A 16,939-nucleotide genomic window follows, 5' to 3' on the forward strand; every position below is an offset into this window, starting at 1 on the left:
TGATGAGGAAGCCGCGCGTGACCGCTGCGACAAGCGGGCCGGACGGACTGGCGCCAGCCAGCGATGTTGCGGCGATTGTCGCCGGTACGCACGGAGATCCGTTCGCGGTCCTCGGTGTCCATGAGGTCGGCAAAGGCCTGTTTGCCCGTTGTTTCGTTCCGCATGCCGAGACTGTCACTGCCTATACGCTGACGGGCATCGAGGCCGGTGCGTTGTCCAGGCGAGACGATGCTGGCTTCTTCGAAGGCAAGCTGTCGATCAAGAAGCGGCAGCCGCTGCGCTATCACGCGCACAATGCCGGCGGCGACTGGTGGCTGACCGATCCTTATTCGTTCGGCCCGGTGCTCGGGCCGATGGACGATTACTATATCGCCGAAGGTTCGCATCTCAGGCTGTTCGACAAGCTTGGCGCGCATGTCATCGAGCACGAAGGCGCCACCGGCGTGCATTTCGCCGTCTGGGCTCCCAACGCAAAACGCGTCTCGGTGGTTGGCGATTTCAACGACTGGGATGGCCGCCGCCACACGATGCGCGATCGCCGCGACACCGGCATCTGGGAGGTGTTCATCCCCGACATCGGTGCCGGGCGACCCTACAAATACGAGATCATCGGACCCGATGGCGTCAGGCTGCCGCTGAAGGCCGATCCGTTTGCGTTCAAATCCGAATTGCGTCCTGCCACGGCTTCAGTGGTCGCCGTGCCGCCGGCGCATGACTGGGGCGACGAGGCGCATCGCAACTACTGGCGCAATGCCGATCCCCGGCGCGAAGCCGTCTCGATCTACGAAGTCCATGCCGGGTCATGGCAACTTCACGACGACGGCACGTTCCTGTCATGGGACGAGCTGGCCGACCGGCTGATCCCCTATGTCGTCGAGACCGGCTTCACCCACATCGAGTTCATGCCGATCTCCGAGCATCCCTATGATCCGTCCTGGGGCTATCAGACCACCGGCCTCTATGCGCCGTCGGCCCGCTTCGGCGATCCTGACGGCTTTGCCCGTTTCGTTGATGGCGCGCACCGCGCCGGCGTCGGCGTCATCCTCGATTGGGTGCCGGCGCATTTCCCGGTCGATGCGCACGGCCTGGCCCATTTCGACGGCACCGCGCTCTACGAACATGCCGATCCGCGCAAGGGTTTTCACCCCGACTGGAACACCGCGATCTACAATTTCGGGCGCCGCGAGGTGGTCTCGTTCCTGGTCAACAATGCGCTGTTCTGGGCCGAAAAATATCATGTCGACGGTTTGCGCGTCGATGCGGTCGCCTCGATGCTCTACCTCGACTATTCGCGCAAGGCCGGCGAGTGGATCCCCAACGAGAAGGGCGGCCGCGAGAACCTCGAGGCGGTCTCTTTCCTGCAGAAGATGAACAAGGAGGTCTACGGCCACCATCCAGGCGTCATGACCATCGCCGAGGAATCGACCTCCTGGCCGAAGGTTTCGGCGCCGGTGCACGAAGGCGGGCTGGGCTTCGGCTTCAAGTGGAACATGGGCTTCATGCATGACACGCTGGAGTATTTCTCCAAGGAGCCGATTTTCCGCAAGCACCACCACAACGACCTGACCTTCGGCCTGACCTACGCCTTCTCGGAGAATTTCGTGCTGCCGCTCTCGCATGACGAGGTCGTGCACGGCAAAGGCACGCTGCTGAGCAAGATGGCCGGCGACGACTGGCAGAAATTCGCAACCTTGCGCGCCTATTACGGCTTCATGTGGGGCTATCCCGGCAAGAAGCTCTTGTTCATGGGACAGGAATTCGCGCAGCGCCGTGAATGGAGCGAGGCGCGTGCTCTTGACTGGAACCTGCTCGATTTCCGCCCGCATCGCGGCGTCTGGCAGACGGTGCGCGATCTCAACTATCTCTACCGCTCGCGCCCGGCGCTGCACGGCCGCGACTGCGAGCCGGAAGGATTTTCCTGGCTGATCGTCGATGACAGCCAGAATTCAGTTTTCGCCTGGGTGCGCAACGCGCCGGGCGGCAGCCCGGTGGCCGTTATCTCCAACTTCACGCCGGTGCCACGCGACAATTATCGCGTGCCGCTGCCGAAGGCTGGCAAGTGGCGCGAGATCATCAACACCGACGCATCCGAATATGGCGGCTCCGGCATGGGCAATGGCGGCATGGTCGAGGCAAGGGCGGAAGGCAAGAACATCTCTGCAACGATGCTTCTGCCGCCGCTGTCGACAATCATGCTCGAACTCGTTGCCGACTGAGCCCGTCAAGGCCGAACAGCAGGGCGAGACTTGAGTAACTTGGGAGGGTAGAAATGGCAGACTTGAAACGGACCCAGCCGCTGGCGCGCGATGCCATGGCCTATGTACTGGCCGGCGGCCGCGGCAGCCGCCTCAAGGAACTGACCGACCGTCGCGCCAAGCCGGCGGTCTATTTCGGCGGCAAGACGCGCATCATCGACTTCGCGCTCTCCAATGCGCTCAACTCCGGCATTCGCCGCCTCGGCGTCGCCACGCAGTACAAGGCGCATTCGCTGATCCGCCACCTGCAGCGCGGCTGGAACTTCCTGCGGCCCGAACGAAACGAAAGCTTCGACATCCTGCCGGCCAGCCAGCGCGTCTCTGAAACGCAATGGTATGAAGGCACTGCCGACGCCGTCTACCAGAACATCGACATCATCGAGGCCTACGGCCCCGAATACATGGTCATCCTCGCCGGCGACCACATCTACAAGATGGACTACGAGATGATGCTGCGTCAGCATGTCGACGCCAATGCCGACGTGACCGTCGGCTGCCTCGAAGTGCCGCGCATGGAAGCGACAGGCTTCGGCGTCATGCATGTCGATGCCAAGGACAACATCATCGCCTTCGTCGAAAAGCCCGCCGATCCGCCGGGCATTCCGGGCAATCCGGACTTCGCCCTGGCGTCGATGGGCATCTACGTCTTCAAGACCAAGTTCCTGATGGAGCAGTTGCGCCGCGACGCCGCCGAGCCGGGCTCAAGCCGCGATTTCGGCAAGGACATCATCCCCTACATCGTCCAGCACGGTAAGGCGATTGCGCACCGTTTCACCAAATCCTGCGTGCGCTCGACCGCCGAGAACGAAGCCTACTGGCGCGATGTCGGAACGGTCGACGCCTATTGGGAAGCCAATATCGACCTGACTGATATCACGCCCGAGCTCGACCTCTACGACCGCGACTGGCCGATCTGGACCTATGCCGAGTTGAAGCCGCCGGCAAAATTCGTCCATGACGAGGATGGCCGGCGCGGCTCGGCCGTTTCCTCGCTGGTCTCAGGGGATTGCATCGTCTCGGGCGCGACACTGAAGAAGAGCCTGATCTTCACTGGCGCGCGCATCAATTCCTATTCGACGCTGGAAGAGGTGGTCATGCTGCCCGACGTTCATGTCGGCCGGAACGCAAAGTTGAAGCGCGTCGTCATCGACCATGGTGTTAGGATACCGGAGGGGCTGGTGGTCGGCGAGGATCCCGCGCTCGACGCAAAGCGCTTCCGCGTTTCGGAGAAGGGCATCTGCCTGATCACACAGGACATGATCAACAAACTCGGGCTCTAGAGCAATTCCGGGAAAAGTGCGAAACGGTTTTCAGTCCGGGAATTGCCTGGAAACAAAGAACTGGACAGGATCGGGGTAGACGCATGCAGGTTCTGTCGGTCACGCCCGAGATCTTCCCGCTGATCAAGACCGGCGGGCTTGCCGACGTGACCGGTGCGCTGCCCGTCGCGCTGGCAGCCAAGGGCGTGACCATGCGCACGCTCATTCCAGGCTTTCCCGCGGTGATGGAAGGCTTCAAGAAAAGGAAGGCTGTTTACCAATACCCGCTGCTCCAGGGTGGCAAGGCTTCGATCCATGCTGTCCAGATCGCAGGGCTCGATCTTTTCGTGCTCGACGCGCCGCATCTCTTCGACCGTCCCGGCGGTCCCTACGGCAATGCTTCGGGCGCCGACTGGCCGGACAATTGGCGGCGTTTTGCGGCACTGAGCCAGGCCGGCGCCGATATCGCCGGCGGCGCCATCTCGGGCTACTTGCCCGAGATCGTCCATGCCCATGACTGGCAGTCGGCGATGACGCTGGCCTATATGCGCTACGGCAAGGCGGTCGGCACGCCGTCGATGATGACGGTCCACAATCTCGCCTTCCAGGGCCAGTTCGGCGCAGGCATCTTCGGCGAGCTCGGCCTGCCGGCGGTGGCGATGGCGCTTGACGGTGTCGAATATTATGGCGGAGTCGGCTTCCTCAAGGCCGGCCTGCAGGCCGCCTGGGCGATCACCACGGTCAGCCCGACCTATGCGCAGGAAATCCGCTCGCCGGAATTCGGCATGGGCCTCGACGGCCTGATCAACATGCGCTCCAGCGATCTCTACGGCATCGTCAACGGCATCGACACCGCCATCTGGGATCCGGAGACGGACAAGCATCTGGTATCGAACTATACGGCCACCACGCTCAAGGCGCGGGCGCCGAACAGGGCGGCCGTGGAGGAACGCTTCGGCCTCGACCGCGACGACAGCCCGATTGTCTGCGTCATCAGCCGGCTGACCTGGCAGAAGGGCATGGACATATTGGCGACGGTGATCGACGGCATCGTCGCGACCGGCGCGCGGCTGGCCATATTGGGCTCGGGCGACGCCGGCCTCGAAGGCGCGCTGCTTGCCGCAGCCGCACGCCACCGTGGCCGCATCGGCGTGGTCATCGGCTATGACGAAGGGTTGTCGCACACCATGCAGGGCGGCTGCGACGCCATCATCATCCCGTCGCGCTTCGAACCCTGCGGATTGACGCAGCTCTACGGCCTCCGCTACGGCTGCGTGCCGGTGGTCGCCCGGACCGGCGGCCTAGCCGACACCATCATCGACGCCAACGAAGCGGCGATGGCGGCCGGCGTGGCCACAGGGCTCCAGTTCGCTCCCAACAATGGCGGCGCGATGCTGCACGCCATCCGCCGCCTGGTCGATGCCTACGCCGACCCCGCGGCCTTCGAGACCATCCAGCGCCAGGGCATGAAGGCCGATGTGTCATGGGACAAGAGCGCGGAAAAATATCTTGAACTCTATCGCCTGCTGCTTTCGAAAAGGGTTGCCTGAAGCATGATACGAACCGTCCCCACCAAGCCCTATTCAGACCAGAAGCCCGGCACGTCGGGCCTGCGCAAGAAGGTGCCCGTGTTCCAGCAGGAGCACTATGCCGAGAACTTCATCCAGTCGATCTTCGATGCACTGGACGGTTTCCAGGGCAAGACGCTGGTGATCGGCGGCGACGGCCGCTTCTACAACCGCGAGGTCATCCAGAAGGCGATCGCCATGGCGGCCGCCAACGGCTTCGGCAAGGTGATGGTCGGGCAGGGCGGCATATTGTCGACGCCGGCCGCCTCGCATGTCATCCGCAAATACAAGACCTTCGGCGGCATCATCCTGTCGGCCAGCCACAATCCCGGCGGCCCGCATGAGGATTTCGGCATCAAGTACAATGCCGGCAATGGCGGCCCGGCCCCGGAAAAGCTGACCGACGCGATCTTCGCCAAGACCAAGGCGATATCGAGCTTCAAGACATCAGACATCGATACGATCGACATCGATACGATCGGCACCGTCAAGGCCGCCGGCATGACGGTCGAGATCATCGATCCGGTCGCCGATTATGCCGAGCTGATGGAAAGCCTGTTCGATTTCGACGCGCTGCGCAGACTGTTCAAATCGGGCTTCCGCATGCGCTTCGACGCCATGCATGCGGTGACCGGTCCCTATGCCAAGGAAATTCTCGAGAACCGGCTTGGCGCGCCCAGCGGCACCTGCCGCAACTTCAAGCCGCTGCCGGATTTCGGCGGCCATCATCCGGACCCGAACCTGGTGCACGCCAAGCATCTCTATGACGAGATGATGGGGCCGGACGCGCCGGATTTTGGTGCCGCCTCCGACGGTGACGGCGACCGCAATTTGATCATCGGCAAGGGCATTTTCGTCACCCCCTCGGATTCGGTGGCGATGCTTGCCGCCAATGCCCGCCTGGCGCCCGGCTACAAGGACGGGCTGAAGGGCATCGCCCGTTCGATGCCGACCAGTGGCGCCGCCGACCGCGTCGCCGAAAAGCTCGGCATCGGCATCTACGAGACGCCGACCGGCTGGAAGTTCTTCGGCAATCTGCTCGATGCCGGCATGGCGACGATCTGCGGCGAGGAGAGCGCCGGCACCGGCTCCAACCATGTGCGCGAAAAGGACGGCCTGTGGGCGGTGCTGTTGTGGCTCAACATCCTCGCCGCGCGCGGCGAGAGCTGCAAGCAGGTCGTCACCGAGCACTGGGCGGCCTACGGGCGCAACTACTATTCGCGCCACGACTATGAGGAGGTCGAGAGCGACCGCGCCAACGCGCTGGTCGACGAACTCAGGGCCAAGCTCGGTTCGCTGCCCGGCACCAGCGTGCGCGGCTTGAAGATCGCCAAGGCCGACGATTTCGCCTATCACGACCCGGTCGATGGCTCGACCAGCGAGCACCAGGGCATCAGGATCCTGTTCGAAGGCGGCTCGCGCGTCGTCTTCCGGCTTTCCGGAACCGGCACGTCCGGCGCGACGCTGCGCGTCTACATCGAGCGCTACGAGCCGGACAAGGCCAGGCACGATCTCGACACGCAGGCAGCCCTTGCCGACCTCATCGCTGCCGCTGACGACATCGCCGGGATCAAAAGCCACACCGGCCGCAACAAGCCGAGCGTGATTACTTGAGGGTGGTAGTGAGGGCTTTTCCTTCTCCCCTTGTGGGAGAAGGTGGCCGAGCGAAGCTCGGTCGGATGAGGGGTGCTCCAGCTTGGCGTAAACCAACGCCCAGACCACCGGCGCCTCATTCCTTCCAACACCCCTCATCCGTCTCGGCGCTACGCGCCGATCCACCTTCTCCCACAAGGGGAGAAGGGAAGGCGCTGACATGACCCCGCTCGGCGCAACCGTCACCCCCGAAGGCATCCGCTTTGCCGTGTGGTCCTCATCGGCCCGCCGCCTCTGGGTCTCGCTCTTCGATGGGCAGGGAAACCGCGAACTCGACCGGTTGGAGTTGCAGTCGGAAGGCGAGGGGATGCATGCGCTCTTCGTTCCCCGCCTTGCCGCGGGCACGCGGTATGGCTTTCGCGCCGATGGCGACTACGCGCCCGACCGCGGGTTGTGGTTCGACCCGGACAAGCTGCTCACCGATCCCTACGCCGTCGAAATCGACCGCCCGTATGCCTATCACTGGCGGCTCGCCGCGCGGCGCAATGAGGGGGCCGACACCGCGCCGCTGATGCCCAAGACGGTGGCGAAAACCTTGCCCAAAACGGTGCCTGCGCTGCCGCCGCTGTTTCGTCCGGGCGGCCTGATCTACGAGGTACCGGTGCGTGCCTTCACCAAGTTGCATCCCGACATTCCCGAAGCGCAGCGCGGTACGATCGCGGCGCTTGCTCATCCTGTCATCATCGAACATCTGCAAAGGCTCGGCGTGTCGGCCGTCGAACTGATGCCGGTGACGGCGTCGATCGACGAACGGCACCTGCCGCCGCTGGGCCTCAGCAACGCCTGGTGCTACAATCCCGTCACCTTCATGGCGCTCGACCCGCGTCTCGCGCCCGGCGGCCTCGAGGAATTGCGCGACACCGTGGCGGCGCTGCGCAAGGCCAGCATCGGCACCATCCTCGACCTCGTCTTCAACCACACGGGCGAAAGCGACCGGCTGGGGCCGACGCTGTCGCTGCGCGGGCTCGACAACCAGGCCTACTACCGGCACCAGCCTGATGGCAGGCTGGTCAATGACACCGGCACCGGCAACACAGTCGCCTGCGATCATCCGGTGGTGCGGGACATGGTGCTCGACACGCTCCGTCACTTCGTCCGCCATACCGGCGTCGATGGCTTCCGCTTCGATCTGGCGCCGGTTCTGGGCCGCGTCGATGGCGCATTCGATCCCACGGCGCCCTTGCTCGAGGCGATCACCGGCGATCCTGTGCTTGCCGATCGCGTGCTGATCGCGGAGCCGTGGGATATCGGCCCTGACGGCTATCAGCTCGGCAACTTCCCGCCGCGCTTCCTCGAATGGAACGATCGCTATCGCGACGATGCCAGGCGCTTCTGGCGCGGCGATGCCGGTGCGGTGGGAGCACTGGCGACGCGGCTTGCCGGTTCGTCCGATATTTTTGGCAAGGCCGGCCAGGCGGCCAGCCGCACGGTCAATTTCATCGCTGCCCATGACGGCATGACTTTGGCCGACATCGTCGCCTATGAGCGCAAGCACAACGAGGCCAATGGCGAGCAGAACCGCGACGGTCACAACGACAATCTGTCCTGGAACAATGGCGCCGAGGGCGAGACGGATAGCGCGGCGATCGCCAATGCGCGCTTCGACGACCAGTGCGCGCTGCTCGCCACGCTTTTTGCCTCGCGCGGCACCATCATGCTGACGGCGGGCGACGAGTTCGGCCGCTCCCAGAAGGGCAACAACAACGCCTATGCGCAGGACAATGCCATCACCTGGCTCGACTGGGCCGGCCGCGACCATGCGCTGGAGCGCTACGCATCGGTGCTCGGCATGCTGCGCCGTGCCGTCCCGGCCCTGTCGGCTACAGATTTCCTCACAGGACAATCGGCCGATGCGACAGGCACCCCCGACGTCGCCTGGTTGACCGAGACCGGCATGCCGCTTGCCGAGACGGACTGGAACGACCCCGCCCGGCACCGCCTCGTCATGCTGCTTGGCGATGCAGGCGGCGATCGCCTTGCCGTCATGATCAACGGCGATCGTCGCCAATGCGTCTTCACCTTGCCCGAACGGGAAGGCTTCCGATGGCAGCCGGCGATCGAGACGCAGGCGATTGAGCTTGCGCGGCCGCTGCCGGGCCGAAGCGTCCATTTCATGGCAGAGCATCGGACCGAAAAGTGGCAGTCGGTTTTCGGGCAATCCGATGCGAGCAAAAAATAGTTCGCGCCAGGCCGCAAAGGGCTGCGCCAGGAGGGGTTCGTGATGGCCGACGACAATGCGGGGCAGGGGGCCGACTGGTGGCGCGGCTGCGTCATCTACCAAGTCTATCCGCGTTCCTTCCAGGACACGACCGGCGACGGCAGCGGCGATCTTAGGGGTATCACCACGCGGCTTGGCCACATCGCTTCGCTCGGCGTCGATGCCGTCTGGCTGTCGCCCTTCTTCAAGTCGCCAATGGCCGACATGGGCTATGACGTTTCGGATTATCGCGACGTCGATCCGATGTTCGGTTCACTTGAGGATTTCGACGCTCTGGTCACCGAGGCGCACCGGTTGGGCCTGAAGGTCGTCATCGACCAGGTCTTGTCGCACTCATCCGACAAGCACGAATGGTTCGTCCAAAGCCGCGCCAGCCGCGACAATCCCAAGGCTGACTGGTACGTCTGGGCCGATACGAAACCCGACGGCAACGCGCCCAACAACTGGCTGTCCGTCTTCGGCGGCCCGGCCTGGGAGTGGGATTCGACCCGCCGGCAATATTACATGCACAATTTCCTCGCCTCGCAGCCCGATCTGAATTTCCACAATCCAGAGGTCCAGGATGCGCTGCTGGACACGGTGCGCTTCTGGCTGGAGCGTGGCGTCGACGGTTTTCGGCTCGATACGGTCAACTACTATGTCCACGACCGCTGGCTGCGCAGCAATCCGCCGCTGGCGTCGAGCGTCGCCGGCACCAATGGCGAGACCAACACCTACCTCTACCAGGAGCATCTGTTCGACAAGACGCAGCCGGAAAACCTGGCTTTCCTCAGGCGTTTCCGGGGGTTGCTAGACGAATATCCCGACCGCGCCGCCGTCGGCGAAATCGGCGATGAGGGCCGCTCGCTGCAGACGCTGGCTGCCTACACCTCCGGCGGCGACAAGCTGCAGATGTGCTACACCTTCGACCTGCTCGGCCCGCAGTTTTCGGCGGCGCATGTGCGCGGCTGCGTCGAGGCCTTCGAACAAGCGGTTACCGACGGCTGGGTCTGCTGGGCGTTTTCCAACCATGACGTGGTGCGCCATGTCAGCCGCTGGACTGGGCCGGACGGCGATGCCGATGCGGTAGCCAGATTCTCGATCATGCTGCTCGCCTGCCTGCGCGGCTCGATATGCCTCTATCAGGGCGAGGAGCTCGGCCTGGAGGAGGCGGAGCTTGCCTATGAGGATCTGCGCGATCCCGTCGGCATCCGCTTCTGGCCCGGCATGAAGGGCAGGGATGGCTGCCGCACGCCGATGGTCTGGGAAGCCGGCGCCGACAATGCGGGTTTCTCGACGGCCAGGCCCTGGCTGCCGGTCCCGGCCAGCCATCGCGCCCGCGCCACCGACGTGCAGAACGGCAGCGAGCAATCGGTGCTGTCCGCCTACCGCTCGACGCTTGCCTTGCGCAGGCGGCATCCGGCGCTGGTCAGCGGCTCGATCCGCTTTCTCGACGCCGAAGGCGATGTGCTGGCCTTCATCCGCGAAGGCGACGGGCAGAGGCTGCTCTGCGTCTTCAATTTCGCCGGGGAGCCGGGGAATTGGCCCTTGCCACCGGATATTGGCGTCGCTGCTGTCCTGGCTGGCGCCGCTGTTGTCGAGGAAGAAGCGCTCTCGCTGCCGGCTCTCGGTTGCTTCCTTGGCCGGCTCGACTGACTGGCGGCTCGACCGCGCCTTGGCCGGGCGATCCGCTTGGCCACCAAGCCTTACTGAACGAGCACCGCCCGTCCGCAGGTCGCTCCGGTGACGCGCACATCGGCCTGGCCGACGCCGACACCCAGGGCGGACAGCACATTGTAGAGCAAGTCGTCTACGGGCGCCGTTACGGTGTTGAGCAGGGTCACCACTGCCGGTTTGACCGTTCCGAGCAGGGAGCTTAGGTCGATACCGAGACCAAGCACGTTGGCCGAAAGCGAAAGGTTGTTGACCAGCGACGTGGTGAGCGACTGCGAGATGTTGCGCGTCGATACGGTTTTCACCGTCTTGTTGGCGATGTCGGTCGCGTTGAAGGTCAGGGTCTGCGGGCTGTTGTTGGTGATCGCGGTCGCGGCCGACCCCATCACCTGGATCAGCGGGATGTTGATCAGCAACAGATGAAGGCTCACATCCGCGATGTCGGCATCGGTGAAGGTCTGCGGCTGGCTGAAATCGGCGAAGCCGGAGGGATTGTTGCTGTTAGCCAGGTTCAGCTGGGCAACACCCGGATGTGCGGCGATGGAAACGCTGATGCTGGAAGGCCCTGTCGGACAGGAGATGTCGGTCAGCTTGGCTTCGGCATAGGCGACTTCGACATTGAGCGGCAGGTTGACGGCAAGCAGGCTGATGCCGCCGCCGAGGCCCGGCGTGCCGACACCGACGGAGGCCGTCAGCTTGATGCGCGTCTGGGCGGTCCGCACGACACTGCCGATGCCATCGACCGCCAGCCAGGGCGAGGATTGCGGCGGCTGCCCGATGGCGATGTTGAGCTTGGTCGAGAGCAGTCCCGGGATGGTGGCGCCGAGATCGACCGCGGCCTGGTTGGTGCCGTTGGCGAGCACGGCGGCGGCGGTCAGCATTCCCATGGCGCTTGCGTCGACGCCGAGGCCGGAAGGCTGTTGCCCGAGCCCCAGGCTGCCGACAGAGCCGAGATCGACAAGGCTGCTGAGCGGGATCTTGACTGTGCTGGTCGATTTGGAGGCGATGGTCTGCAGGGCGACCTTGGCCGTGTTGCCGAGGCCAGGGACGTTGGCCATAGCGGTGGCGATCTGGCCGACGGTCGCTTTCGATGCCAGCACATCCGAATAGGTGCCGGCCGTGATGTTCAACTGTGTGGCGAGGGCGCTGATGAAGGACAACACGCTGACATCGGCCGAGATCAGCCCGTTATAGTCCATGACACTGAGCGAGATGTTGCCGCCGAGAAGCCCACTCAGCAAAGCATTGAGGATGCCGCCATTGACGCTGAGCAGTCTCGACCCCACCGAGAATGTCGCCTGCGGCGTCATGCTGGCCGTGGCTTGGGTGCCGATGACCGGAGTGGGGATGAGCGAGCTCGCGAAATAGCGGGCGGGGACTTTCGCCAGCGTGACACGCACCGCATTGTAGGGTGTCACGCCCGCCTGGAAGCGCTGGGTGACATTGGTGGTCGTCGAGGCATATCGGCCTTGCGTGACCGTCACCACCGTCTTGCCGACGGCCGGAGGAATGGTCTGGCCCGAGGCTTGAACGACGACACCCGGCATGCCGTTGTCGGTGAGCGTGGTGACGACCGCCGTGTTGACATTGTTGATGTTCGAGGCTGCGGTGATCGCCGCCAGATCGACCATCGCCTGGGCTTCCCGACGCTCGGAGTAGATGGAAGCTTCATCGATGGCCACCGCGGCAAGTGCCAGCGCGACCGGCGCGCTCAGCGCGGTCATGACGGCAAAGTTCGCCTTTCTGTCGCCCGCCATCGACCGTGCAAGCCGGCTGATGCCCTTGCCCGCCCGCTGCAGCATTCAGATGCCCCCAACCCTGATCGTTGACTGACGCTTGATGGTGGTCCCCGGCATGGCTATGCCCGGGAAGAGATTCCAGATCGGCAGGTTGCGCGCATCGTAGGAGATCGACACCACGAACTGGCTGCCGTCAGCCACGCTGTCATTGGCCTGGTAGGTAAGCTTACTGGCGTCCACGAAGGGGTAGCCACCGGCATTGTTGGTGAGGAAGGCGGCCACGAGCGTCTGCCGCTCGGTTTGATTCAACCCGGCTATCGCCGTCCGGGCGGCGTCCGCCGCGATCTGCTGGATCGAGTTGGCTGCACCAAAATAGATACCGTACGCAACCATTCCGAGTAGAAGGAGGATAAAAATCGGCGATAGCAGGGCGAATTCGACCGCTGAGGTTCCCGAATTGTCTGTTCGGAACGCGTGCCTTCGGAGCCTGGAAATGAGGTTCTGAACCATGATACCAGCATGCCAAAGTTCGCATGCAGAAAGCGAAAACTCTGGGTGCAACCGGAGGATGCGTGCGATTGAAAACGCCGTTCTAATTTAGCTGTTGCTTCTTCGATTCTAAGGATTGACTTAGGGTCAATCAGTACTCGGTTGAAAAGAGCTTACCTCCTGTCTAGTCTCCTGCCACCAGCTGCCGGGGGGAACCGGCGGCGCGCTCAAAGGAACCAGGCATCGGTTCCGGGGCGTCAACACTTAGAGGCGCGCCGACTGCTGCGCCGACAGGGAGAACTTCATGCTGAAAAACATGCTGAAGGCGACGGTATTCGCCACCACCATGGCGGTAGCCGCCGGCGCATTCTACTCGCCGGCGTTCGCCGAGAGCGTCTACAACAGGGGCACCGCCGCTGAATCGGAATCGGTCGACCCGCACAAGACCTCGACGGTCTATGAAGCCAATGTGCTGCGCGACCTGTTCCAGGGACTGGTCATGCAGGACCAGAAGGCAAACCTCATTCCTGGCGCCGCCGAAAGCTGGACGGTGTCGGATGACGGCACCGTCTACACCTTCAAGCTGCGCAAGGACGGCACGTGGTCTGACGGCAGCCCGGTGACGGCGGACGACTTCGTCTACGCCTTCCATCGGCTGGAGGACCCTGCGACCGGGGCCGAATACGCCTCGATGCTGTACCCGGTGAAGGGTGCGGAGGATTTCAACACCAAGAAGGGCAAGCCTGAGGACATGGGCGTCAAGGCGATCGACGCCACCACCCTGGAAGTGACGCTCAAAGCGCCGACGCCTTACTTCCTGGAGATGCTGACCCACCAGGCGACCTATCCGGTCAGCAAGGCCTCGATTGAAAAGCTCGGCGCCGACTGGATCAAGCCCGGCAAGCTCGTCTCGAACGGCGCCTATACGCTGGCCGAATGGGTTCCCAACGACCACATGAAGCTGGTCAAGAATCCGAAATTCTGGGATGCGGCGACCGTCAAGTTCGACGTGGTCAACTACATCCCGACCGAAGACCGCTCATCGGCGATGAAGCGCTTCGAGGCAGGCGAACTCGACAGCTATGACGATCTGCCGACCGAACAGCTCGCCGACCTCAAGACCAAGTTCGGCGACCAGATCCATGTCGGCCCGTATCTCGGCACCTACTACTATGCGATCAAGACCGACAAGGCGCCGTGGAACAATCCTGAACTGCGTACCGCCATCTCGATGGCGATCGACCGCGACTTCATCGCCGAAAAAGTCTGGCAAAACTCCATGCTGCCCGGCTATTCGATGGTGCCTCCCGGCATCGAGGGCTACACGCCGGCAATGGCCAAATACGCCGAAATGCCGCAGATCGACCGCGAGGACGCGGCCAAGAAAATCCTCGAGAAACTCGGCTACACGCCCGAACATCCGCTGAAGATGGAAATCCGCTACAACACCTCGGAGAACCACAAGAACACCGCTGTGGCCATCCAGGAGCAGCTGAAGCCGCTTGGCGTCGACGTCACGCTGCTCAACACCGACACCAAGACGCACTACTCCTTCCTCGAGCAGAAGGGCGACTATGACGTGGCGCGTGCCGCCTGGATCGCCGACTACAAGGATCCGGAAACCTTCCTCGGCATCTCGCGCAAGGCGAGCGGCAACAACTACTCGAACTACAACAGCCCGGCCTATGAAGCGGCCATGGACAAGGCAGCCGCCGCCGGCGGCAAGCCCGAGGAGCGCATGAAGGAGCTCTCCGAGGCCGAGCGCATTCTCGTCGACGACGTCGGCCAGATCCCACTGCTTTACTACAGCTACCACGACATCGTGTCCTCGAAGCTGCATGGCTTCGTCGACAATGTGATGGATGTCCATCCGTCGCGTTTCGTCAGCAAGGATTGATCCCTGGCCAAGCCGCCGCGCACTTCGTGCGCGGCGGTGCTGGTTTGCCATCGCATCGGCCGGGAAACGCAATCGATTTTCGGAAAATCCGGTGCGAAGATTTGAAGGCTGGAGCACAATGGTCCAATCGGACAGGCGTGTTCCGGATCAAGTGGGGCACCGATGCTGCGATACGTATTCCGGCGGCTTTTGACCGCCATACCGACGCTGTTCGTCATCGTGACGATGGCGTTCTTCCTGATGCGCGTCGCGCCAGGCGGGCCATTCAACCAGGAGCGGGGGCTGAGCCCTGAGATCAGGGCCAACCTTGAAGCCCAGTTCGGCCTCAACGATCCGCTCTGGCTGCAATATGTCCACTATCTCGGCAATCTCTTGCGCGGGAATTTCGGCCCAAGCTACAACATGCCGGATTTCACCGTCACCGAACTGTTCGCCAAGGGCCTGCCCATTTCGGTGCAGCTCGGCGCTTCGGCGCTGATCCTGGCGCTGCTGCTCGGTTCCGTGCTCGGCACCATTGCCGCGCTCAACCAGAACAAGCTTGGCGACTATACGGTGATTGCGCTGGCGACGGCCGGCAGCACTATCCCGACCTTCGTCATTGCGCCGGTGATCCAGCTTCTCTTCGGGCTGACCTGGAAGCTCCTGCCGATCGGCGGCTGGGGCGATGGCGCCTTCATCAACAAAGTCGGCCCGGTGCTGACGCTTGCCTTGCCGCAGATCGCCATCGTCGCCCGCCTCATGCGCGGCTCGATGATCGAATCGCTGCGCTCCCACCACATCCGCACCGCCCGCGCGCTCGGCCTTTCCGACTGGTCGGTGGTGGTCAAGCACGCCTTGCGCGGCGCCATCCTGCCGATCGTTTCGTTCACCGGCCCGGCGGCGGCGGCCCTATTGACCGGCTCCGTCATCGTCGAGACGATCTTCTCCATTCCCGGCGTCGGCCGCTACTTCGTCGATGCGGCGCTCAACCGCGACTACACGCTGGTGATGGGAACGGTGGTGGTGATCGCCATCTTCACCATCGTGTTCAATCTGATCGTCGACGTCATGTACGCAGTCGTCGACCCGAGGGTGCGCTATGACTGACATCGCAGCCACTGCTCCCGCTATCGTCGGCCGCTCGCTATGGGGCGATGCCTGGGCGCGCCTCAAGGCCAACCGCGCCGCCATGTTCAGCCTCTACTACCTCGCCCTGATCGGGCTCGTCAGCGTGTTTGGCCCCTGGTTCGTGCCGCATCAGTACACGACCATCTATGCCGACTATGTGCGCATGCCGCCAAGCCTGTCAGCCTATCCGAAGCCCGACATGATCGAGTCCGCGCTCAATGATGCGATCAAGCGCATGCGGGTCGATATCAAGGAATGGCACCAGGAGGGCGATCACGTCTTCGTCACGGTCAAGTCGACCAAGCCGATCGATGACCGCAACATCCGCTACCTCGACCGCTCCGACGCCTTTGACGACACCAAGATCGAGAGCAAGTCGCCCGACGGTCTCGAAGTGACGATGAGCGCGTCGGTCAAGCAGCAATATTTCCTGTTCGGCACCGACAACACAGGCCGCGATCTGCTCTCGCGCACGCTGATGGCCGGGCGCATCTCGCTGGCCATCGGCCTGCTCGCCGGCGTCGTGGCGGTGGTGATCGGGGTGATCTACGGCGCCGCCGCCGGTTTCTCCGGCGGCAAGATCGACGAGGTGATGATGCGCATCGTCGATGTGCTCTACTCCTTGCCGTTCATCTTCTTCGTCATCATGCTGGTGGTGTTCTTCGGCCGCAACTTCGTGCTGATGTTCCTGGCCGTGGGGGCAGTGCTGTGGCTCGACATGGCGCGCATCGTGCGCGGCCAGGCGCTGTCGATCCGCCGCCAGGAATATGTCCAGGCGGCGGAGGCCATGGGCGTCGGCCAGCGCGGCATCCTGTTGCGCCATGTCATCCCCAATTTGCTGGGTCCGGTGGTGATCTACATGACCTTGCTGGTGCCGCAGGTCATCATCCTGGAGAGTTTCCTGTCGTTCCTCGGTCTTGGCGTGCAGGAGCCGATGACCAGTTGGGGCGTGCTGATCTCGGTCGGCGCCAAGAATATCGGTACCGCCAACTGGCTGCTCCTGTTCCCCGCCTTCTTCCTCGTCTCGACGCTGTTTGCGCTGAATTTCGTCGGCGACGGCCTGCGCGACGCGCTTGACCCAAGGGATCGATAAGATGGGGA

11 protein-coding genes are annotated in these 16,939 nt (G+C 63.4%); 9 read left to right on the plus strand and 2 right to left on the minus strand.

What is annotated here, in order from left to right:
- Positions 1 to 2 precede the first annotated feature (2 nt).
- From glgB to MAFF_RS30945, 6 genes are all read left to right on the plus strand, one after another.
- Positions 3 to 2,216, plus strand: a complete 2,214-nt coding sequence (gene glgB, locus MAFF_RS30920; RefSeq protein ID WP_010914966.1) for a 1,4-alpha-glucan branching protein GlgB — start codon at positions 3 to 5, stop codon at positions 2,214 to 2,216.
- Positions 2,217 to 2,269: 53 nt separating this feature from the next.
- Positions 2,270 to 3,535: a glucose-1-phosphate adenylyltransferase gene (gene glgC / locus MAFF_RS30925; protein WP_010914967.1), complete on the plus strand. Its 1,266-nt coding sequence runs from the start codon at positions 2,270 to 2,272 to the stop codon at positions 3,533 to 3,535.
- Positions 3,536 to 3,618: 83 nt separating this feature from the next.
- The gene (gene glgA, locus MAFF_RS30930) at positions 3,619 to 5,064 is read left to right on the plus strand and encodes a glycogen synthase GlgA (protein ID WP_010914968.1); all 1,446 of its coding nucleotides are present in this window, start codon (positions 3,619 to 3,621) and stop codon (positions 5,062 to 5,064) included.
- A 3-nt stretch (positions 5,065 to 5,067) separates the two neighbouring features.
- A complete protein-coding gene (locus MAFF_RS30935) occupies positions 5,068 to 6,696 on the plus strand; it encodes an alpha-D-glucose phosphate-specific phosphoglucomutase (RefSeq protein WP_010914969.1) in 1,629 nt (542 codons plus the stop codon).
- A 199-nt stretch (positions 6,697 to 6,895) separates the two neighbouring features.
- Entirely contained in the window at positions 6,896 to 8,914 is a 2,019-nt protein-coding gene (gene glgX / locus MAFF_RS30940; protein ID WP_010914970.1) for a glycogen debranching protein GlgX, read from the plus strand.
- Between the two features lie 42 nt (positions 8,915 to 8,956).
- The gene (locus tag MAFF_RS30945) at positions 8,957 to 10,588 is read left to right on the plus strand and encodes an alpha-glucosidase family protein (RefSeq protein ID WP_044549781.1); all 1,632 of its coding nucleotides are present in this window, start codon (positions 8,957 to 8,959) and stop codon (positions 10,586 to 10,588) included.
- 50 nt (positions 10,589 to 10,638) lie between these two features.
- Here the strand turns inward: MAFF_RS30945 and MAFF_RS30950 are convergent, their stop codons facing one another.
- Entirely contained in the window at positions 10,639 to 12,408 is a 1,770-nt protein-coding gene (locus tag MAFF_RS30950; RefSeq protein WP_010914972.1) for a TadG family pilus assembly protein, read from the minus strand.
- Positions 12,409 to 12,855 (minus strand): TadE/TadG family type IV pilus assembly protein, encoded by a 447-nt coding sequence (locus MAFF_RS30955; protein WP_010914973.1) that lies wholly within the window; start codon positions 12,853 to 12,855, stop codon positions 12,409 to 12,411.
- A 283-nt stretch (positions 12,856 to 13,138) separates the two neighbouring features.
- Here MAFF_RS30955 and MAFF_RS30960 point away from each other — a divergent pair, with 283 nt between their 5' ends.
- The 3 genes from MAFF_RS30960 to MAFF_RS30970 all read left to right on the plus strand — a co-directional run bounded on the left by MAFF_RS30960 (position 13,139) and on the right by MAFF_RS30970 (position 16,931).
- Positions 13,139 to 14,731, plus strand: coding sequence for a peptide ABC transporter substrate-binding protein (locus MAFF_RS30960; RefSeq protein WP_010914974.1), 1,593 nt, complete (start codon positions 13,139 to 13,141; stop codon positions 14,729 to 14,731).
- 162 nt (positions 14,732 to 14,893) lie between these two features.
- On the plus strand, positions 14,894 to 15,817 hold the full coding sequence (locus MAFF_RS30965; RefSeq protein WP_010914975.1) for an ABC transporter permease subunit: 924 nt from the start codon (positions 14,894 to 14,896) through the stop codon (positions 15,815 to 15,817).
- Positions 15,810 to 16,931 (plus strand): ABC transporter permease, encoded by a 1,122-nt coding sequence (locus MAFF_RS30970; RefSeq protein WP_010914976.1) that lies wholly within the window; start codon positions 15,810 to 15,812, stop codon positions 16,929 to 16,931. The genes MAFF_RS30965 and MAFF_RS30970 overlap by 8 nt, the downstream gene beginning before the upstream one ends.
- Positions 16,932 to 16,939: the final 8 nt, after the last annotated feature.

This window comes from Mesorhizobium japonicum MAFF 303099, from assembly GCF_000009625.1.
Classification (GTDB): Bacteria; Pseudomonadota; Alphaproteobacteria; order Rhizobiales; family Rhizobiaceae; genus Mesorhizobium; species Mesorhizobium japonicum.